This is a genomic window from Leptospiraceae bacterium, assembly GCA_024233835.1.
GTDB lineage: Bacteria > Spirochaetota > Leptospiria > Leptospirales > Leptospiraceae > JACKPC01.
The window spans coordinates 2,021,621-2,043,033 of the sequence record JACKPC010000001.1; the positions used below are offsets into that span (position 1 = coordinate 2,021,621).

Consider the following 21,413-nt stretch of genomic DNA (forward strand, 5'->3'; position numbering starts at 1 on the left):
TTATAAGTTATAACTCAGTTGAAAATGGTAGAGTCTTCCAAAACTCGGAAGTTGATGCGGTCTTTCATAGCCGCGGGAATAGGGATTTGGATCTGTGGAATTAAAAGAACCAAAAGAACCTTCGGAATCGTAAGTCAGAACCCCAAATACGGGCTGATTAAAAGCATTTTCTACCTTAAATAAGAATCGAAGTCCATTTTCCCATTTTTTGCTTAGAGTCAAATTTACATAGGTGCTGGCCGGAACATAGTATTTTTCATACATTTCTATATTAGACCCGGAACCACCGGGAGTTAATTTAGCTTCACCATTGATCCAGAGAACCTGATTTCTTGCCGGATAAATTTCTTCTATTTTTCCATTATGATAGATCTCCAGGGCTATACTGGTTGCTTTTGCAATCATATAACTTCCACCTAATTTGAATAATAGCTGGGGACTGTCAAGGGGCCTTTCCTCCGAGATAGGATAACCATTTGGATAAGGATTATTCGGTTTTTCGAAAGTTGAGTCCAGAAGTTCTTTTGAACCCGGATACACTGTAAACGCATAGGAGTCAATTACCCTACGGAGTTTATATAAAGACACATTTCCCCAGGCTTCATAGAGTTTTTCAAAATAATGCAGGGCCAGAGAAACACCCGAATTCTTCCAGCCTGAAGCTGCACTGAAAGAGCTGGTATTTGGATTATAAGCATAAATTTGGGAGCCGATAAGGTGAAAGAAGTTTGTTGTCAAATCAAATCGTTTCCAATACCGGCCTGAATAGATAAACTCATAATTTTTCGATTTCTCCGATTTAGCTTCTCCATAGTCAGCCGGTAATCGGTTAATCTCCTGAGAAGGGACGGCCCGAAAAGCTTCTCCATATAGGAGCCTTATATTCTGGGTATTACTAAAACGGTAATTTAGAGCAATGCGTGGAGTTAAGTCAGTTGCAATTTGTCTGTCTGTTTTCGTTGGAGCACAGCCAAATTTACCGTTTTTGGGTATCGCCGAAATTTCTATAGCCGGTAAATTCGGACTTACATTATCAGAAGAAACGCAGTCGTATTTTACAGCCCCACCTAACTGCCTGTATACTCGGTCTATATAGCGGTAATCGTATCGCAGTCCTGTAGTTACCGTCACATTGTTCGTGGGATGAAAAATTCCCTGAAGCCAGCTTCCCGCAGACCAGCCTTCTGCTGAAATTCCTCCCCAGCGTGCAAAACCGATGAATTGATTATTTCGGAAAGTAAATTTTTGATAGTTATCATAGTCAGCGATAAGAGCATTTCCTCCCATCATGAAGGTAAATTCTTTGGATTCATAAGGAGTGAGCTGAAAATTACCTGAAACGGTTTTGTCAATCCCATGATAGACGAATCGAGTTCCTCCTCCGTTTTTTAATACTTCATTTTCGAGACCAGCATTGGAGAGAAGATAGGGGTTAATACTTCTTAAAAATTGGACATAGTTAATATAGCTTCCTTCGAATAATTTTATCCAGGCGCTTTGAGAATTGGAATAAGATACGCTCCCGATTCGGCTTCTCGATTTAATGGTATCAAAATCGGCAATTTCTCTGTTTGTGTTGATATCATAACTCAGGGTTGATTTGAAACCAAGTTTTCCCAATAGATTGTCGGTAGGATTATATTGAAGGTATAAGGAGCCGGTTCCCCAGACCCTATCATTATCCGGGTGTCCGAAGGAGTTGTTGTCTTTAGGCCAGATCCAATTGGTTCTTCTTGTATATAAAAAAGCTCCGAGGCTTATATCCTTATAATCTACACGCAGATTAAAATTCGGTAGTTTCATTCCTTTAAATTGGGAAGATTGATTGGTCGTAGGGTCAGCAAAGAAGTAAGCATCGGTGGAATAGTTGGCATAGGTAACACCATTTTTTCCATAACCATTCTCCCAGGAAGTATTTGTATTATATAGGACAGCTCCTTCATAATAGCTTACATCTGCTAAAAAACTCAGATTTTCCGAGTATACCTTGTTATGGATTACCTGAATTTTTCCTATCATGGAGTCTTTTTTGACGTCAGAAAATTCGGCAATCAGGGCTGTAGCCTCGTCTTTTTTGGCCTTACGGGTTATTATATTCACAACACCTAAAACCGAATTGTTTCCATAAAGAGAAGCTCCCGGTCCCCGAATCACCTCGATTCTCTCCACATTATTTAAATCACTGAATACATCCGGATAAAAATCTCCAAAGTGAAAACGGTCATTTAGTTTCATGCCATTAAGTAGATAGAGAACACGCCTCGAAACGTTATTGGCATAAAATCCCCGAAAGTCAGCATTCATATTATGACCGAGGTAATGCACATAAACTTCCGGAACTCGAGCCAGGGCCTCGGATAAACTCCTGTATCCATAACGTTCGATATCCTCTCTTGTGATAACCGTCATACTGGCAGGTGCATCGCTCAAACGTTCTTCTTTTTTGGTGGCGGTTACAACAATTTGCTCTTCTAAAAGCTTAAAAACTTCTTCGGACGCGACATTTAAATCTTCCTTGATAATGAAATTTTTCAGTTCAGGTTTGTGAGTAATAACAGGAGAGTTTAATATATATTCATCCACATTTCCTCTGTTTTCGTTGCGTTCGGGGTTAGAACGAAGGCGGATAATTAACTTGCGGCTAAAGTCAGAAATTCGGTTGCTATCCTTTTCATTCATTTCTTCTTCGGGTAGTGCCAAATTTTCAAGACCCTGTATTTCATCGCTCACGTTGATAGCGTCAATAATTTTACCGGTATCAATGTTTAGAATTTGGGAATAAATAGATAGATTCTTATCTTTTTTGTAATACCCCCTGACTAAAAATTTTGCTTTTTTGATTCGGCCTTCTTCTAAGCAGGAGGGAGTATCAGTGGAGCAATGAATAAAAGTAAAAGATTCCGATGATCAAACATATTGTAATTTTAGTTTTATTTCATCGGAAATTTTTTCATCTTTTAGGCCTGAATAGGGTTCAAATTGTTGTAAAATGACAATTTGGGTTTCCCTGGAAAATAAAGAAAAGCTAGATAAGAAAAACAAAATGAGTATCTGCCACATAGATACTCTATTTTAGATCCTTCAATTTTTCCTTCAAGCGCAAAACTGCTTCCCGTTTCTTTTTTGATAACCTGAGATATTCCGTAGCCTGTTTATTTCCATTATCAACTAAAAGTATATTTTCAAAGATTGGCTGGGCTGAAGCATAATTTCGCTTATTGTATTCATCTATTCCGTTCTTTAAATAAACCGGAATTTTCTTTCTTTCCTGGGCACGAAGATTGGCAAGCTCTGCAACGGCCCTTGTATTAGAAGGAAGTGTAGCGATAGATTGTTGGTAGGTTCGGATAGCTTCAAAAGGCCTGTCATGAGCGGCATAATAACTGGCCTGGGTCCTCTGCTCTTCACTTAAACGTCTTACCGATTCCTTGTATCTTTCTTCAGCATACTTAATGTTGGGGTTGATTCTGGAGACAGTTTTATACTCAGCCATAGCCAGAGAATAACGTTTTGTATCAAAGTAATGATCTGCTTTTTCTAACAAGTCTTTTGTTTTTGCACTGGTCAAACGTTCAATTAAAAGGTTTAAATAGGATTGGGCAGCCTGGTTTTCGGGATCTCTTTGCAGGATAGCTTCAAAGACAATTTTGGCTGATTTATATTTTCCATCATTCATCAAATTTACCCCGGCATTAAAAAAACGGGTTAACTTGGCTTTTTTTAGTACTGTTTCAGGAAGTTCTATACCGGAAGATTTGGCATACGTATTGTTTACATACAGAGAAGACTGGTCGGGACTGGCTACTCCTTCATTCAGGCAATTGCTTTTTTTTTCAATAATCCGGTTGCTCATATTTCCGGTCATTACTCCTATTTTACTATAATCCGGACTGATAGCGAAAGTTGCACCCAGTTTAACGAGAGAAGGGAAAGAAGTCATTAAGACAATTTTATTTTGCTTACAGAAATCTGAGAGAATCTGAAAACGAGCCCTATTGAATAGAGGGTCATTTATCATATAAAAAGCATCTGCCTTTCCTTTTAATGTTTTTAACTGTTCTTCAAATTCTGCCGGGTTTACTATTTTTTTAGTGTGATAAATTAACTTGTTTTGTAAGTCCCTGTATTTACCTTCTCCTGCGATATATTCCCCTTCGTCTGTAGAATAAAAGGAATACACATTGCGTATATTGGGATTAATGTCTTTTAGGGTTCTGAAGAATTCGTCAATGGAAATATCCATACTTACCCCGCAGGCTTTTCCCTCTGCAATAGGTAAGGATTTAGGAAAGTTTACCATAGAAAAAATAATGGGAGTTTTTTCCAAATTCTCAGAAGCAACGCGGGCAGCAGCCGGACCCACTGCAATGAGTAAAGAAAGTCCGGAGTCTTCTAATTTTTTGAAATAAGATTTAATATCCTGATTTTCGGAATTAACAATATCGAGATAGGAAACCGCCAGATCTTTTTCAAAAACTGTTCGAATACCATATAAAACCCTTTCATAAATCGAGTTATCAGAAGATAATAAAACTCTAACAGAAGAAGTCGAAGCTTCGGCATATAAGAAAAAAGGAAAAAATAAGAAAACTACTGAGAGTAGTCCGGCAATGATTTTTTTATACATTCGCTTCTTCCTTTAATTTCTTCAAATTAATTCTGGCAGGTTGAAAACTCTTGTTTAATTCAAGAGAACGTTCCCATTGTCTTTTGGCTTCCGTGAAATTTTTATGCAGGTAATGAATTTTTCCTATATTATTTCGAGCTTGATAGTTATTGGGTTGAAGTGCAATACAACGATTATAGTATTTTGTCGCAGAAAGGTGCTCACCTAACTTAAAATAGGTGTTTGCTAACTTCCACATGGCAAAAGTGTGGGTTTCATCGAGGGAAAGAACATGGTGATATTCCATTTTTGCCTGAATATATTTACCGGCCTTATAATATTCTGAGGCCTTTTTTAAATGTTCTTCGATATTTTTCTTTTGAAGTTCCGGTTGAAGCTCATATTCTTCTATCTGACTTTTTCCTTTTTTGGAAGATTTTACAATATTCTGATAAAGTTCGGATACTTCTTCTGCATCCGGATTCATATCAACCGCCCGCAAAATCATTTTGAGTGCTCGACTATATATTTCTAATTTGTAATAAATTTTTACAAGGTTTACAAGATTCAAAAAATGACCCTGATCTCGCACGAATAACCTCTCTCCATAATCGGCTGCCTTTTCCAGTTCTCCCAAATTTCTGTAGGTATCAGAAAGAAGATAAATATAGTTATTGTCCGTAGGAATTAAGGATATGTAGTTTTGCAGGCATTCTCTTGCATTCTCATATTTCTTAGAAGAATAATAAAGCCTTCCCAGAATCTTTAGAAGTTCCGGAAACTTTTTATCCGGTGAATATAGGTCCTCAAGGTATTTAATTGCTTCAATCTCCTGTCCGGCTTTGATTAATTGATCCGATTTCATTATTTTTTCATGATATTCGTTATAGAAGTTATTTTGAGATTCAAGGAGAACAGGATTGGCCTGATAGGTAATTTTTATTAGGGAGAAATCATCCATCAATTTACCCGTATTTCGCACTTTTTCTACAACTTTTTCGAGAATTCCTTCTCCTTCTTCTACACGTCTTAAGAACTGAGTTTCATCTTCCTGAATAAATTCTTCACCTGTTTGTTGATTTTTAATAATCAAGTCATCTCTACCATCTGAACCGGTAAATACCACATCTCCATCGAACATTTGAAAAACTCGAACTCGGAACATATCTTCCTGATCGGGAGTTCCTAATTTACGTATCATTAATTCTTCTTCTAAGAAACTGGCCTGGTTGTCCCTGTAGAGTACAGTCCAGGGATGTTCAGCATTCAGGTAGTACATGACACCTGTATCTTCTTCAATGAGTGCCATAAAAACGGAAATATACATGGAACCATCGAAAGAAATAAATACGTTATGTAAGTCGAGGAAACGTTCTCTGAGCCAGATTTCCGGAAAGAACTTCTCATTACGCAGGAGCTTGGTTCGAGATAGGGCAGCATTAAACACCACACCCAGAACGAGAGCACCACCGGCACCCTGAATGGATTTCCCCATGGCGTCTCCGTTTAAAACAACGGTATAATTTCTGCCATTCAAACGAATACTTTCTGAAATACAAATATCTCCACCAATTTGTGCGTCCCATTTGCGGAATTTGAACTTTTTCTTTTGTTCAATAAAAAACTCAGTCTTAATAAAACTGGAATTATTATTATTAGGTTGTAGGGGATTTAAAAGCAGGGAGGTTAAATAGTAATCTCCATCCTGGGCAATTTTTAGGGCTCGAACTTCCTGCAAAGACTTATTTAATTCTTCTGTTCTCTGTTGAACTTTCTGTTCAAGATTCTGGGTAAAGTCCTGTATCTGGGCGGTCATTTCATTGAAACGATTGGCTAATTTACCGAATTCATCCTGTCGTTTGATAACAATTCTATGACTGAGTTTTCCTTCACCGATTATCTGGGCGCCTTCTGTAAGCTTTTTAATCGGCCTGGTAAAATATAAAGCTGAGAGTATCGCAATCAGAATGGCTACACCCAGGGCTGCTGTAGAGACAGTAAAAATGGTGGTTCGAATTTGCTCTACAGGTCTATAAACTTCCGTACTATCAAACTCAAAAACCGCTGTTCCTACCGGTAAGATCTTGTTCTGTATAATAATGGAAATCGGGTAAGAGAAGCGAAGAATTTGATCCTTTCCTATTTTTAATTCTTCTTCCTGTATGTCTTTTAAAAGTAAAAAAGCTGCATTTTCTGATTTATCCAGGGTTGTATTTGTCTTTGTTTCATGTAAATCAGCGACATACTTGCCATCAACATTTAAAACATAAATGCTCTTTAAACCTGCTATTTTACTTTTTTTTAATCGGTTCACTGCCGATTTTGTAGCATCATAGGTTTCATCTACTAATAATTCTTCACGGGCGAGGTTGGAAATATGATCTCCAAGATTTCGACATACTTCCAGAGTCTTTCCTCTCACTACAGCCTGGTTTCGCTGTAAGACGATCATGGAAAGAGGAACTACACTGATTAACACTACGCCTGTAATTAGAGAAATCATCTTCGTTTGAAGATTCAGGTCTCGAATAAATTTAAAGATGTTTAAGTATTTTAGTATAAATTTAAGCATTTGCCCACCCGAAAAAATTAAAGTTCAATGTTCTATTTTTTATTAGAATATACCCATCCAAACTATGAGTAAATGATTTTTTTTTGTTTTAAAGAAAAATACTTGGAAGATGAATTATCAGGTATTAAAATAATAATTCGGATGGATGTATGGGTTGGAAAAATTTGTCTTTATAGGGGAATTCGAATCCTTTATAGCGTTGAAGTTCTCCCTCATTCGAACAATCAGAAATAGAACCGGGTTCTAAAATCGGAACATTTGAAGCTTCTTTACGTTCTTCTTCTGAAACGAGAGAAAGCTCTTTCTTTTGAGGGGCGGGGAAGGTATGAACTCCACTTTTGTAAACGAAATAGGCAGTAAGCCTTGCTGAGATGATATAGCTTAAACCTTTTTGAAGTCCGATTAACTTTTTCTCAGCTTCTCTATCGAACTTATTCCTTCTATAATGAATATAGAAGTCCTGTCCGTTCTTATCATAAAACACGGCATAATCTTCTTCTTTTCCTTTGTAGGAAAGAAGAAGACAGGCCTGCTTCGGTTCTTTTTTAAAATCTAAGATTCGCTTTGCTTTATCCGGAATTCCTTCTTTAAATTTAAGGGCCGGATCCTTGCTTTCTGCTAAAAGATTTGTGAGCAGAAGGATGAATAAAATCAGGATTCTCATGGGTTTAATTTCTTCTCCGGAACTATATCAGTCCCATAATCAGAACTATGTATCAGATTTCCATCACTGTCTTTACCATCGATTTTTAAATTCTCTATAGGCTGATTGCTATTAGAACTATTAGATTCTGTTTTCTTTTTCTCTTCTCTCTTCTTTTTCATCTGTTCGAGAATTTTTTTGGCCTGGGTCTGCACCCTTCTGTCCGGGTCTCTCTGGGCTTTATATTCAATGAGTTCATAAATTGAATCATCTTCCAGATCGGCCAACTGTTGAATGGCCCTGAGACGAACCGAAGCATCATCATCTTTTGCATAGGCAATGAGTTCACCGAGAACATTTGAATCTCCCAGAGCCACGAGAGCACTCATTGCATATAATTTCAGGGAAGAATACTTCTTCTGGTCAGTTTTGCTTTTTCTTTCATTGATTTCGTTCAATATATTTCGAATGGGTTCAATAGATCGGGTAGATTTTAATTTACTTAAAGAACTAATGGCATAGGAGCGAACGATTGTATTTTCATTTTCGTCAGAAGCCATTTGAATCAGGGCATCTTCAGAACGAGTATCTTTTGTTTTTCCAAAATAAAGGGCTATGGCCGCTTTATATTCTGTGATAGTCAGGGGAGATTTAACTTTTTCGTGTAAAAAATCGAAACCTATTTTATTCGCATCAATATCTGCAAGGGTGTTAATCAGCATATTAGTAATCGTTTGATTTTTATTAAAATCCTGCTTTTTTAACATCTCAAGGATTTCGCTCGCAGCCGGTTCTAATTTCATTTTTTGAATGGCACTGATTGCGGCCTCTTTTACATCCGGGGATTTATCTTTTAAGGCTGCGATGATTTCGTTGGAATGAGAGGTATCATTCATTTTGGATAGGGTTTGCAGGCTAACAATTTTTACGCTATTATCTCTATCATTCTGGATAATATCAGAGAGGATGTTGTAAATGTCCTGACAGTATTCGGAAGGAAGGCTTGGTACTTCCCGCATGGCAGCTTTTCGTTCCTTGTGAGTACCGTATTTCAGGACTTTTTCTAGAACCGCTTTTTTTTTCATGAGTGGATCGGTGGGGTCTAAGTGTTTCTTGTTTCCTTCCACTCCACTAACAATCACATCTTTTGGGTATAGGCCAGGATTAATTATCAGTATAAGTAAAAAGCTAAGTGTTTTTAAGTTTTTGATTTTCTTCTTCCAGTTCATCGATTCTTCTATTGAGTTCATTCAACAGATGCTGAGTCTCCAAGTTTTGACGGAATCTGTCCAATAAAGTTCGAATGTCATTGCTCAGAGTCTTAATATCCCAGGGTTTTTCTACATATCGGCTCAGGCCACCCTTGTTGATAGCATTAATAGCGGAATCAAGCCCGGCTTGACCTGTCAGAAGAATTTTAATAGCATCAGGAAGTTTTTTGTGTGTGATTTCGAGAAATTCGTCTCCCTTTATACCGGGCATTACCTGGTCGGAAATTACCAACTCTATAATTTCTCCACTTTCAAGAATTTCATCAATTAATTCAAGAGCATCTTCTGCACTTAAAGCTGTTTCGATTTCGTTTGTTTCTCCGAAATGAGTTTTTAGCTGTTCCTGGAGGGTTTCCAGAACGGATTCTTCATCATCTACACAAATTATATAACCTTTACTCATCTTATCCTGAATACTCCGAAACTAACATTCCCGAAAATAATATCGGAAATCATAAATTTTGTCAACCTTTGAATCATTTTTATTTAAAATATTGTTGTATCACCGAAGGCGACCTTCGCGAAGGCGACCCTCCGGAGGGTCGCCTTCAATACACGGAATCCAAAAATTAAAAATATTTTTTTAATATTTTAATTCCCTTTTCTCTATAAATATTATCCTCGATTTTATGGTCCTCTTTGGGTTCGGTTGCTTCGAGCCATTCGAGGTGTTCTTTCGCCTTGGGTTTCTTGCCTATATCAATATAAAGTTCGGCCAAAAAGAGACGATTGTTCATAAAATCCGGTGCTAATTCTATACTTCTTTCGAGGTGATCGACGGCCTTTGTTTTGTTTCCAATGGAAATTGGCCAGCCCGGTGCCTGGTGGTAAAGACGTCCCAGAGCCCTGTGCGGTCCGGCAAAGAAAAAATTCTCATTTTCTTTTAGGACAATTTCAAAGCTCTTTTTTGTCGGTTCGATCGAAGCGAGAGAAGCCATAATTCCTTTACAGATACCCAGCATTCCTACATTGGAAGCATACCAGTAGTTTCCATAAATGGCTTTGGGATTCATCGAGATAGCTTCTTTTCCGTAGTTCACCCCGTGTTCGTAGTAAACTTCCTGTTTCTTTGCATTTTCTTCGTAGAGTCCCTTATAGAAATAGGCACTGGAAAGCTTTCCACAGATAATATCTTCATCCGGGAACTCAGCCTTTAATTCCAAAAGTCGGTTTATTGCCCTTTCTAAGTGTCCGGGAGTTTCTCTCTTATCAATAAACTCGTTAACTTCTATTAATTTCTCTTTCATGAATAATCCTTCTGTCTATATTTTATATTTTGCCGCCGGTTCCATAAGACCGCTGTTAGGTTTTACTTTCCAGATTTCATCAGCATATTGTTGAATAGTTCTATCCGAGGAGAATTTTCCAATTCTGGCAACGTTCAGGATGGACTTTTTGGTCCAGAGTTTTTTGTTCTTATATTCTTCGGAAACCAGGTTCTGACAGTCGCAGTAGGCTTTGAAATCTGCCATTATCATGTATTTATCTTCAAAAATGAGACTATCATGAATCGGTTTAAAGAGGTCGCTGATTTCTCTTGAGAAGAAGTTCTCACGGATAAGGGTAAAAATTCTCGGCAAGTAGGGATCTCTATTGATATATTCTTGAGGGTTATATCCTTTTGCTTTCAGATCCAGAACTTCAGGAGTTTTTAAACCAAAGATGAAAATATTTTCTTCTCCAACTTCTTCCATGATTTCAATATTGGCTCCATCCAGAGTTCCAATAGTCAGAGCTCCATTCAGGGCAAATTTCATATTCCCGGTTCCGCTGGCCTCGGTTCCGGCTGTAGAAATTTGTTCTGATAGATCAGAAGCCGGAAAAATCTTTTCTGCCAGAGAAACGCTATAATTTGGAAGAAAAACTACCTTGATTCTACCATCAACTTTACGGTCATTATTGATGATATCTCCAACCGCATTGATGAATCTCAGGATTAATTTCGCCATATAATAACCCGGAGCAGCCTTTCCACCGAAGATAAAGGTTCTTGGAACCATCTCCATGTAAGGTTTTTCATTAAGTTGAATATAGAGTTTAATGACATGCAGGATGTTTAACAACTGTCTCTTGTATTCATGGAAACGTTTCACCTGAACGTCAAAGATCGAGTTTAAGTCTACATCGATGTTGCAAAGGTCGGTAATAATTTTCGAGAGAACTACCTTATTTTCTTTCTTACAGTTTTGCCATTCTTCGTGTAAACCCGGATCATCTGCATGGGCTTCGAGGCCCTTCAGGGTTGATAGATTGGTCCCGAAACTGTCACCCACCCGTTTGCTGAGAATTTTTGAAAGAGTAGGATTGGCCTTAATCAGGAAGCGTCTCTGGGAAATGCCGTTAGTCTTGTTATTAAATTTTTCAGGGAAATATTTATAAAAAGCTTTAAAAACCAGATCTTTTAGAAGTTCGGTATGAAGAGCGGCTACTCCATTCACACTGTGACTTCCGATAACAGAAAGATTCGCCATCCGGAGTTTCTTTTCATCGCCTTCCATAATGACTGACATATCAGCCAGCTCTGCATCGGTAACTTTTCCACTTTTCTTGGCTTCTTCTAAGAACTTATAGTTGATTTCGTAAATAATCTGCATGTGTCTCGGAAGGAGATACTCAATCAGACTTACATTCCAGGTTTCGAGGGCTTCCGGAAGAACGGTATGGTTGGTATAGGCAAATACATGAGTGGTGATGCGCCAGGCTTCATCCCAGGTCAGTTTTTCTATGTCTACCAGGATTCTCATTAGTTCCGGGATAGCGATACTCGGATGGGTATCATTTAGCTGAATAGATACTTCTTCCGGGAATCTTTCATAGCCTTTATTATTTCGTTTATAACGGTTAATAATATCCTGTAAACTGGCTGATACCATGAAATATTGCTGTTTCAGTCGAAGAATTTTTCCCTGTTGAGTTGTATCATTAGGATATAGCACACGGGAAATATTTTCACTTACCTGCTTATCTTCTACGGCTTTCAGGTAGTCCCCGTGGTTGAAATAATCCAGGTTAAACTCGGTAGAAGATTTGGCTGTCCAGAGCCTCAGGTCATTCACCGTATTTGTATTGAATCCGGGAATAGGATAATCATTCGGAACCGCAAGAACGGTTTCTGTCGATTTCCAGACCGGCACAACCTTTCCGGTAGGGTCTATACTGTTTTCAACATGACCGTAGAAAGAAACCGGGTATTCGGTATCTGCCCGGAGAAGTCCCCAGGGATTTCCATCGGCTAACCAGTGGTCAGGTTTTTCTACCTGTGCTCCGTTTACGATATGCTGGTTAAACATTCCGTAGTCATAACGAATTCCATATCCGTAACCGGGAAGATTCAAAGTGGCCATAGAGTCCATGAAGCAGGCCGCGAGCCTTCCCAGACCTCCGTTTCCGAGGCCGGCATCGGGTTCGTATTCAATAATATCATCCATTTTATAGCCAAATTCACTTAACAGGTCTCTGGCGATGTCAAATACACCGAGATTAATCAGGGCATTGGAAAGGGCACGTCCCATTAGAAATTCAAGAGATAGGTAATAAACTCGTTTTGGATTGCTTTGCCGGTAATGGCGCTGAGTCATGTTAAAACGGTCGATTAAAAGGTCTCGCACTGTATAACTCAGAGCTTCATAGATGTCTTTTTCTGTAGTATTAAATTTATGTTTCCCTATCGTGTAATTGAGATGGTGAACAAAGGATTTTTTCATCCTCTCAAGATTCACTTCCCGCTCCTGGGATAATAAGTTCCAGAGCGACTCGTGATTGGAATTGTTATCAGTCATTTAATAAAGCCTCCGCTAGATTGAATAAATTCTTTCTACAAATAGAATGAAGCAAGTAATTTTACTTATTAAAAGAAAAAAAAGCACAATCCGGAATTTCGTCTACATATTTGCTAAAATCACCTTCATAACCGGGGAGAAGGGGATGGGTGAATACCTGAAAAATGCTTTGTTCTCTATGAGAGGACTTTCCTTTCTCAAAGATGTAGAGCTTTTTGGAAATTGTAGTTCTCCGGATGAAAAAAGTTCTCAGGAAACTTCAGGTCGATATATTTCGGGTCTGCAAATCTCGCATAAACCAGAATTTGGCTCCGGGAAGGTATTTTCTGCTTTTCTTTTCCTGAATAGCAAGGGTCGACTTATTCAGATTAATATCTTTTAATTATTATAAATTAGAAAAATCGTAAAAACAAAAAAGCAAAATGAATTTAATTATAAAATCTTAAATGCGATAATAGTAAAATGAAACTCCCTTCTATAATCTTTTTTTTCATTCTTGTTATTGGAATTGTTTCCGCAGTTTTATACAATGTACTTAAGAAAACGCAGGATATCTATTCCGATGAAGTCGGAAAAACTCCTATTCTTTCTCTAAGGACTGCCGGGAAATTTGGGTTTATAAGATACAAAGGTCCCATTATTCGCATTAACCTTTATGATGATTTTATTGTCATTTCTGGTAGGAGTGTAGTAAAAATAGATTATAAAGATTTAAGCTTTAAAAGAAGTTCTTATTATTTTTTCAATAAAGCCCTCCTGGTTATGGAAAAATCTAAAGAGCATCCTGCCGAGATTTATCTAATCCCTCCGGATAACAAAGAGTTTTATGAAATTCTGTTAAAAAAAGGGGTAAAAATTTTAGAATAGGGAAAGTATTTTCATTTTCTAAAACTCTATTTTTCCTCTGTCTTAAGCATTACAATCAAAAGCTAATATATCAGATATTTATCCAAATTATCTTTGCTATGCTTCACTCGTTCCCATTCTATGTAATCATCTTCGTGAAATTCTTTTATTAGGATCTACCGAAGCAGTAACTCTTTTTTGTAATTTTAAGATTTTATTCTCCCTTCCGAGAAGAGAAGCTACCATATATTATATACTTTTTTTTCTTTTCCTGTTTAAATTCCTTGCGAAAAAACTATAGAACTGTAACTTTTATGTAATGGTTGTGAGGTTAGCTTATGTCTATGTTTTCTATTGAATTAAACCCGGTCAGTACAAAAGAGAAGATTCAGTCCTATCTGGACAAACTCGAAGAATTTGTAGAGTTTTCTTCCAGTATGAAGATAATCGGTCATCGCTTCGGGGCTCATAAGAAATACCCCAAGAACCTGAATCGAAGGAAACTTATTGAACAGTATAGCGAAACCCATGATTTAGCAGATTTTGCTTTTTCCTTTACCGGTTTAAACTCCCTCGAAATGGATATACGGCTCTGGAAAGATGGAAATGTTTATATCGTTCATGATAAGCTTAAGAAGAAGCTTCCTTCCGAAGCTCGGATGTATATGTTCAACAATTCTCTCGAAAAGTTTATCAGAACCTTTATTGAGAAAGAATACTACAAGAAACACCATATTTATTTGGAACTCAAACTTTCCGGAAAGATATTCGATATTTCAAATTTTCAATTTTTTCCGGATATATTAAATCCTCAGGAAAAGGCTCTTATTGAGAGAACTATCGACACCCTGGAGTCCGTGCTGGCCGCTCATCCTGATAAAGAGAATATTCGAAAGTCAATTCACTTTATTTCCTTCAGCCTGTCTTCCCTGCACTATCTTTATACAGTAAGTAAAAACGAATACGATACTTTCTTAATTGTCTCGACCGACATTTTCATGAAAAAATCCCTCTCGAAAATGTTTTTCTATTTTCCCTTAACAGAAAAGGAAAAGAGTCGAATTATCTTCTCAGAGTGGCTGAAAGGCATCTGGTTTGATCCGAAGCAAATAAAAAACCCCATGAAGACTTTCCATTATATCAATCAGGAAAGGAAGAACAAGTTGAAGTTTTTTCTTTCGAGCTACGGCATGAAGCCGGAAAAGCTCTTTAAGAAATTGAAAGGTTCGGGTGAAAAATTGCCTATTGAAGGGGTCATTTTTGAGTGTACGTAGAAATCAAAACCCCAATTCCCGTACACCTGAGAAAAAGCAGTAAGAAAATCGTAAAATCAAGTAGATATTTTTACTAAAGATATTTACTATGATAGAGTATGGAAAAAATAAGATGGGAAAAACGATACGAAACCGGTATCGAAAGGATAGATAAGCAACATAGAAAACTGGTGGAGCTTACTTCTGAACTGGTAGAAGCCACTGAATCCGGAAAAGCCAGAAGAATCATTGTAGATGTCTTAAAATCACTGATTTACTATACAAAAACCCATTTTGTAGATGAAGAGAAAATTATGCAGGAAGTGGGTTTTCCGGAATATGAAGCTCATAAAGAAGAGCATGAAGAATTCATAAAAAGAGTACATGAATCGACAATAGACTTAATTCAGGGGCATTCCGTTCCATCTATAAAGTTAACAGAATTTCTTTTTTCATGGCTGGTAGATCATATTCTTATCCACGATAAAAAAATTGGAAATTATATAAAACAAAGACTAAAAGAGAGTTTATGAAATTAATGGAAAGAGTGGAAATCCCTTTCCTGGAGGATGTTAATAAACTTTTAAAAGAGGATGTACTTCTGTGTACTCGTTCACAGGAAGGTAAAGTTAATATCATGACTTTAACCTATAAAACCCTCGGAATTCTATTGGGCGACCCCTGTTTGTCTATATATATTTCTCCAAAACGTTACACTACCGAACTCCTTCTTTCCGGGATAAAAGAATTCACCATTTCGAGGGGACCCCGTCTTTCTGAATATATTTATCCCTGTGGGAACTTTTCAGGAAAAGATATAGATAAGGTTAAGGAGTTTTCCATTCCGCTTATGGAATCTAAGCATTTAAAAACGCCTATTTTGCAGGAAGCGGAAGTATCATACGAGTGTCAGGTTGTGGGTAATGCTAAGTTGAATTATTTAATGGATTATTGTATGTTTACAGGTCTGGTAGTGGGGGCTTACAGACACAGTGCAGACTAAATAAAAAAAGCGAAGTTTGCTCCCCCTGCTGGGCTCGAACCAGCGACCCAATGATTAACAGTCATTTGCTCTACCTGCTGAGCTAAAGGGGATTGTCCTTCGCTTTCTCACTATTGTTTTGAACTTACTTTTTTTGTAAAGTCTTTTTCGGATTTATTCCTTTTGCCTTATCAATTTTTTTTAAACTCATCCTCTTCATCAAAAAGCATTCTATACTTGGGGCCTTCCATATCTTCGAACTGGCCTTTCTTAAAAGCGATTATAAAAACTATAAACGCAGCAAACGCGATAATCATCGCCATCGGGATCGTCAGGTAGAGAGCATTCATTGTATCCTCCTTGCTCTATATTTTAATAAAAATGAATTTAAAAGCACGCTTAAAGAACTCAGGGTCATAAATAAGGCACAAAAAACCGGTGCCATGAAACCGAAGGCAGCCAGGGGCAACATGATAAAATTATATAATAGGGAAATGCCAATATTTTGTTTAATGACCCTGTTACTGATAGAAGAAAAGGCAATGGATAGGAAGACTCCCCGCAGATGATTGTGTAAAAGAATAATATCCGATTTATCTATGGAAATATCAGAAGCTACTTCCATTGTGATACCCACATTGGCTTTTGCGAGACAGCCCGCATCATTAATTCCATCTCCAACCATAATCACAATTTGCTTATCTTTCTGCAATTTTTCTAAAAATTCAAGTTTATCTTCCGGCTTCATTCCTGAGATATGGGAGCTTATTCCTAATATTTCGGCTATAGAGCAAACACTGGCTTCTATATCCCCTGAGAGAATCGAAAGTTTTAAGTTTTTAGACTGTAGGCGCTGAATTTCTGCTTCAGCTTCCGGTTTCAAAGTGTCCGTTAGAATGAATCCTCCTATATATTCTCCATTGAGAGAAATATATACCAGGGAGGCAGCCGTTTCTACCTTCAGTTCTTGAAATGTTGAGGGGTCTTTTAGAGAAGAAATAACAAATTCTTTTGTGCCCAGAGAAATATCGTAAAAACTCTCTTCCCATTTTATACTTCCTTTTACTCCTCCACTTCCGCTCTCTTCGAGGAAAACAAGGTCACTCTGTTTATTCATTTCTGATTTCAAGAGGCCCTCTCTTTGAATATAGGCTGTGAGTGCTTTTGCTATAGGGTGGGTAGAGGAGGATTCTAAGAGGTAAATAAATTGAAATAATAAAGATTTATGTGTATAGTTCAAACTTTCTTCCCTTACCTGCATTTTTCCTTCGGTAAGGGTTCCGGTCTTATCAAAAAGAATATGAGAGGCTTTCGATAAAAACTCCAGAACATCCGGATTCTTCAAAATGATTCCTTTTTCTGTGAAAACCTGATGGGACATGACAAGGCTAATCGGAACCGAAAGACCGAGAGCACAGGGACAGGCAACGATTAATACGGAAACAGTAGTGACCATGGCTTTTTCAAAGTTTCCTGTATAGAAAAGCCAGGCGACGAAAGTAATGATGGCAATGAGAAATACAATAGTAATAAATTTAGAAGCAAGCCTGTCTGTAATTCTTTGTATAGAAGGCTTCTCTAACATAGCAGTTTCGATGAGAGTCTGAAGGTGGGATAAGCTGGAATTGGCATAAGAGCTACTCGCTTCGAGAGTAATGGCCCTGTTCAGACAGATAGAACCGGAAAGAAGTTTGTCTCCCTTTTTTTTATGAACCGGTCTGGATTCCCCGGTCATAAAGGACTCGTCCATAAAAGCTTCTCCGTCCAGAAGGATTCCATCCACCGCGACTCTTTCTCCCGGTGCTATAAATAGAATATCCTTTTCCTTTACCTCTCTCGATAAAATCTCTTTCTCTTCTCCATCTTTAAGAACTTTAACTGTTTCCGGTAGTTTACTGAGAAGAAGCTGTATCTTTTCGGCTGCTTTATTCCGGGCGAGGGCTTCGAGGTATTTTCCGAGTAAGATGAAAAAGTATATCATGCAAACCGAATCAAAGTATACTTCTCCTTTTTGGGTAACTGTTGCATAGGCACTATAGAAATAGGCAAGGGAAACTCCGAAGGCAAGAAGACTGTCCATATTCAGGCTGCGATTCTTTAAGCCATAAAAAGCTCCTCTTAAAAAAGGAATTCCCGAATAGAAAAAGGCAGGAGTTGCAAAAATCCAGGAGATATAATGAAGAAGCTTTTTAAACTCCATCTCGATTCCACTGAAGTAACCGGCATATAGAGAGGTGCTGAAAAGCATGATATTTCCGAAGGAAAAACCGGCTATTGCCATGCGCAGGAAAAGGTCACGAGACTGGACAGTGTTGGCATTTCCTTTCTTATGTGGAGAGTAAAGTAGCGGTTTATAGCCTATGGACTGGATTTTGTAAAAAATATCGTAGAGTTTGAGTTTCGAATCATCCCAGACAATATGGGCACGAGAAGAAGCAAAATTAATCCGTACTTTCTTGATTCCCTCTGTTTCAATGAGTACTTTTTCGTTTAACCAGACACAGGCTGAACAGTGTATGTTGGTAATATTTACAAATACTTCCCGGTTGGTTTCATCGGAACCGCTGACATATTCTGTATAAGTAAATTCGCTATTCAGGCTTTCTTCAGTATAGAAGTCTTTAAGCTGAACCGGTTCGAGGTTAGAACTTCCCCGAAGTTTATAGAAATCTGCTTTTCCGGTATCGATTAAAAGCTCTGCTACAGTTTTGCAACCATGGCAACAAAATACTTCTTCTTTACCATTGATGCTTGCCAGAACCCTCTCTTTTTCAGGAACCGGGTTCTGACAATGAAAGCAATCTTCCTGCATATTTTATTGGCTCAGGCTTTTCTTATCCGCATAAAAAAAGAGTGATTCAACCATTTCTTTACCCTCTACCTCTGCTTTAATATTCAGAATCCATTGCCCGCCGGCAGGAATATTTAGCTGAGAGGTATAATTTCCCTTTTCCTTTTCGGTAAAGGTTGAGGATGTATTATATCGGTTGGTGGCTCCTCTTTCAAGAGTCCAGGAAAGTTTTGCCTTTTCTACTGCCTGTCCGTCCCGATTAAAATTAACATTTAAGGTATTTTCACCAATATAGAGGGATTCTTCTTTTTGCAGAACTTTAGAATCTAACCTGTAACCAAGTTTTTTAAGCTCACTTTTCTGCTTAATTTCTTTTTCGTAATTTAGACCTTTTTCATAGTAAGCTTTGTCCACAATCCCTTCATGTCCATTTCCTGCAATTTTGAAGGTGTAATAAGTTGCAATGAAAAGACCGAGGAAGAGAAGACCTATTAAAGAAAAGGCCATTTTTAAACTGGAGTGCATTTTCGCCATTAGTTTAACTCCGGATCATCGGGTAGATTTAAAGGTAATTTGACTTTCTTAATAAAAGAAGTATCTTTGGGATCAAATATCCTTAAATTTACATGATAGGTTTTACTAGATTTTTGAGATTTGGGAATATTCTCAGCTTCTACAATTAAGCGAATGACCTGTTCGGAATTGGCCTTAAGTAATAGCCCCGATTCCTCAGTACCTACCCGAAGGTTTACAGACTTTCCGGTTGAGGGGGAATCTAACTCAAAGCTCAGTTTCCTATCCACATAGCTGATGTTAATCAGGCGAACTTCATAAAAATTTCGGACGAGGTGTCCCGGGATTACCATAGGTAAAATTTTACGATCCGGGAGAGCCCTTACATACATGGGGATTCGTTTGTAAATCAGTATAACGGAAAAAATGGATACTGCTAAAAGGAGAATTCCGTAAAGTATAGTTCTTGGGCGAAACCAGCGAACTTTTTTATTGGATTCAATTCTTCCGAGCGAATCATAATTAATCAGTGATTTTTTCCCTTCTTTTCCCATCTGAACGGTACAGGCATCCACACATTTGGCGCAGGCAATACAACCCACATTTAAGCCTTCCCGTATATCCACTCCTGTAGGACATACTACAAGACACATATTACAGGCGGTACAATCACCTATTTTCACTTTTTTCTGTCTTCTGGGTTCACCTCTTTTGTAGTCATAGGTCACATTAAAAGTATCTGCATCCATCATAACTGTCTGGAATCTTGCATACGGACAGGCAAATTTACAGAACTGTTCCCGGACAAAACTCATGTCAAGATACAGCAAACCTGCAAAAAAACCTATTGCATAAGGGTAATAGGCATCAGGAGAAATTTTAAAGCTGAGAATTTCGTTTAACATTTCCGAAGGCTCTGCAAAATAAGCTACAAAGTGAAAACCGGAAACCAGTGAAAAGACGATCCATATTACATGTAAAAGTATGGTTTGGATTAGAGGGGCATCCTTCTTTCCGTATTTCTTTCCCAGAATGAGTCTTCCGATTACATCAAAAAAGTCTGTAAAAACTGTTTGAGGACAGGCCCAACCACACCAGACCCTTCCTATCAGGGAAGTAAAAAAGAAAAGGGATAGGCCCATTACAGCCAGGAATAAATGTAAGAAATATCCTTCCTGGGGAATGTACATGTTTCCTAAAAGATGAAATTTTCTGGCGGGAATATCCAATCGCATCAGGGGATGCCCATTGAATGTCATCCAGGGAATTCCAAAGTAAATGAATGCAAGTATAAGTTCAACTAAGTACCTTGCATTCCGAAGTTTACCGGGCATATGTCTGGAGATAACCATTATCAAACCTCCGATTTATAAAACTGTTCTAATTCTATTTATTTCTAAAAAATCCCGGCCCGTTTTGCCCGGAGAAACCTCCGGGCTAAGTAGTAAGAAATTATTTATCTTTTTCTTTTTTTAAGCTCTGATTATTAGAAGCAATCCAGGCCATAATCTGGTAAATTTTTTCAGGGCCAAGACTGGCTTCGTGGGCGGGCATAGGTCCTTTGTTTAACTTGGTATTGGGTGGATTTACACCTTTCATGATTACATTGAAGATAGCTCCATCATAATCTCCGTGTAACCACTCATTGTCAACAAGACTTGGCCCTACAACTCCTTTGGCGTCCTGACCGTGACAGGCTGCACAAATAGATTTGAATTCTTTCTCTCCTTTTGCAATGGCTTCTTGTTTTCCCCTGAGAGGGTTTTCGCCATTCGGAAGAGATTTTATTTCTTCTTTTGTTGGGAATTTCTTTTCGTAGGCTGCTACATCGGCTGAATACATTTTTTCTGTCGACCAATTGTTATCAAAGCCGTGGAAATAGATACTATAGATTACCGCAAAGATAACACAGGCTAAAAAAGTGTAAGTCCACCATGGGGGAAGTTTATTCTCTGCCTGCTGAATCCCGTCAAACTCCTTATTTGGATCATTCATATTAATCCTCCTCTAACATCCTGTATTTGGGTTCTTCAATCTGAGTTCTTCTTTTTTTACTGTAAACGTAAAATATGATATAGCCGATAGCGATTACCAGAATTGGTAATCGCAGAGATTTATAAATCAGGAGTAAGTCAAAGTGTTCCATCTTTTTCTCTC

The 21,413-nt window shown here is 37.9% G+C and carries 20 protein-coding genes and 1 tRNA gene; 5 read left to right on the top strand and 16 right to left on the bottom strand.

What is annotated here, in order from left to right:
* The 9 genes from H7A25_09155 to H7A25_09195 form a co-directional block, all read right to left on the bottom strand.
* Positions 1–2,730 carry a TonB-dependent receptor gene (locus tag H7A25_09155; protein MCP5500057.1) on the bottom strand — a complete coding sequence of 910 codons (2,730 nt, stop codon included), beginning with the start codon at positions 2,728–2,730 and terminating at the stop codon, positions 1–3.
* Between the two features lie 177 nt (positions 2,731–2,907).
* Positions 2,908–3,060 (bottom strand): hypothetical protein, encoded by a 153-nt coding sequence (locus tag H7A25_09160; protein MCP5500058.1) that lies wholly within the window; start codon positions 3,058–3,060, stop codon positions 2,908–2,910.
* 7 nt (positions 3,061–3,067) lie between these two features.
* Entirely contained in the window at positions 3,068–4,627 is a 1,560-nt protein-coding gene (locus H7A25_09165) for a peptide ABC transporter substrate-binding protein (protein ID MCP5500059.1), read from the bottom strand.
* Positions 4,620–7,178, bottom strand: coding sequence for a SpoIIE family protein phosphatase (locus tag H7A25_09170; GenBank protein ID MCP5500060.1), 2,559 nt, complete (start codon positions 7,176–7,178; stop codon positions 4,620–4,622). Before H7A25_09170 ends, H7A25_09165 begins: the two co-directional genes overlap by 8 nt.
* A gap of 124 nt (positions 7,179–7,302) precedes the next feature.
* Positions 7,303–7,842, bottom strand: a complete 540-nt coding sequence (locus H7A25_09175) for a hypothetical protein (GenBank protein ID MCP5500061.1) — start codon at positions 7,840–7,842, stop codon at positions 7,303–7,305.
* Complete coding sequence (locus H7A25_09180; protein ID MCP5500062.1) at positions 7,839–9,050, bottom strand: HEAT repeat domain-containing protein; 1,212 nt, start codon at positions 9,048–9,050, stop codon at positions 7,839–7,841. The genes H7A25_09175 and H7A25_09180 overlap by 4 nt, the downstream gene beginning before the upstream one ends.
* Positions 9,010–9,495, bottom strand: coding sequence for a response regulator (locus tag H7A25_09185; GenBank protein ID MCP5500063.1), 486 nt, complete (start codon positions 9,493–9,495; stop codon positions 9,010–9,012). The genes H7A25_09180 and H7A25_09185 overlap by 41 nt, the downstream gene beginning before the upstream one ends.
* 166 nt (positions 9,496–9,661) lie before the next feature.
* Positions 9,662–10,339 carry a hypothetical protein gene (locus tag H7A25_09190; GenBank protein ID MCP5500064.1) on the bottom strand — a complete coding sequence of 226 codons (678 nt, stop codon included), beginning with the start codon at positions 10,337–10,339 and terminating at the stop codon, positions 9,662–9,664.
* Between the two features lie 15 nt (positions 10,340–10,354).
* Positions 10,355–12,871 carry a glycogen/starch/alpha-glucan phosphorylase gene (locus H7A25_09195; GenBank protein ID MCP5500065.1) on the bottom strand — a complete coding sequence of 839 codons (2,517 nt, stop codon included), beginning with the start codon at positions 12,869–12,871 and terminating at the stop codon, positions 10,355–10,357.
* Positions 12,872–13,016: 145 nt separating this feature from the next.
* Here H7A25_09195 and H7A25_09200 point away from each other — a divergent pair, with 145 nt between their 5' ends.
* From H7A25_09200 to H7A25_09220, 5 genes are all read left to right on the top strand, one after another.
* Positions 13,017–13,253: a hypothetical protein gene (locus tag H7A25_09200; protein MCP5500066.1), complete on the top strand. Its 237-nt coding sequence runs from the start codon at positions 13,017–13,019 to the stop codon at positions 13,251–13,253.
* A gap of 80 nt (positions 13,254–13,333) precedes the next feature.
* Complete coding sequence (locus H7A25_09205; protein ID MCP5500067.1) at positions 13,334–13,738, top strand: hypothetical protein; 405 nt, start codon at positions 13,334–13,336, stop codon at positions 13,736–13,738.
* A gap of 317 nt (positions 13,739–14,055) precedes the next feature.
* The gene (locus H7A25_09210) at positions 14,056–14,991 is read left to right on the top strand and encodes a hypothetical protein (protein ID MCP5500068.1); all 936 of its coding nucleotides are present in this window, start codon (positions 14,056–14,058) and stop codon (positions 14,989–14,991) included.
* Positions 14,992–15,089: 98 nt separating this feature from the next.
* Positions 15,090–15,503, top strand: a complete 414-nt coding sequence (locus H7A25_09215; GenBank protein MCP5500069.1) for a hemerythrin family protein — start codon at positions 15,090–15,092, stop codon at positions 15,501–15,503.
* Positions 15,500–15,973 (top strand): flavin reductase, encoded by a 474-nt coding sequence (locus tag H7A25_09220; GenBank protein ID MCP5500070.1) that lies wholly within the window; start codon positions 15,500–15,502, stop codon positions 15,971–15,973. The genes H7A25_09215 and H7A25_09220 overlap by 4 nt, the downstream gene beginning before the upstream one ends.
* Positions 15,974–15,992: 19 nt before the next feature.
* Here the strand turns inward: H7A25_09220 and H7A25_09225 are convergent.
* From H7A25_09225 to H7A25_09255, 7 genes are all read right to left on the bottom strand, one after another.
* A tRNA-Asn gene (locus H7A25_09225) sits at positions 15,993–16,065 on the bottom strand.
* A gap of 78 nt (positions 16,066–16,143) precedes the next feature.
* Positions 16,144–16,302, bottom strand: coding sequence for a cbb3-type cytochrome oxidase assembly protein CcoS (gene ccoS / locus H7A25_09230; protein MCP5500071.1), 159 nt, complete (start codon positions 16,300–16,302; stop codon positions 16,144–16,146).
* Complete coding sequence (locus tag H7A25_09235; GenBank protein MCP5500072.1) at positions 16,299–18,764, bottom strand: heavy metal translocating P-type ATPase; 2,466 nt, start codon at positions 18,762–18,764, stop codon at positions 16,299–16,301. Before H7A25_09235 ends, ccoS begins: the two co-directional genes overlap by 4 nt.
* 3 nt (positions 18,765–18,767) lie before the next feature.
* Positions 18,768–19,277, bottom strand: a complete 510-nt coding sequence (locus H7A25_09240; GenBank protein MCP5500073.1) for a FixH family protein — start codon at positions 19,275–19,277, stop codon at positions 18,768–18,770.
* A complete protein-coding gene (gene ccoG, locus H7A25_09245) occupies positions 19,277–20,608 on the bottom strand; it encodes a cytochrome c oxidase accessory protein CcoG (protein ID MCP5500074.1) in 1,332 nt (443 codons plus the stop codon). The genes H7A25_09240 and ccoG overlap by 1 nt, the downstream gene beginning before the upstream one ends.
* Before the next feature lie 100 nt (positions 20,609–20,708).
* Positions 20,709–21,251, bottom strand: coding sequence for a c-type cytochrome (locus H7A25_09250; GenBank protein ID MCP5500075.1), 543 nt, complete (start codon positions 21,249–21,251; stop codon positions 20,709–20,711).
* 1 nt (position 21,252) lies between these two features.
* Positions 21,253–21,402 (bottom strand): cbb3-type cytochrome c oxidase subunit 3, encoded by a 150-nt coding sequence (locus tag H7A25_09255; GenBank protein MCP5500076.1) that lies wholly within the window; start codon positions 21,400–21,402, stop codon positions 21,253–21,255.
* Positions 21,403–21,413 lie beyond the last annotated feature (11 nt).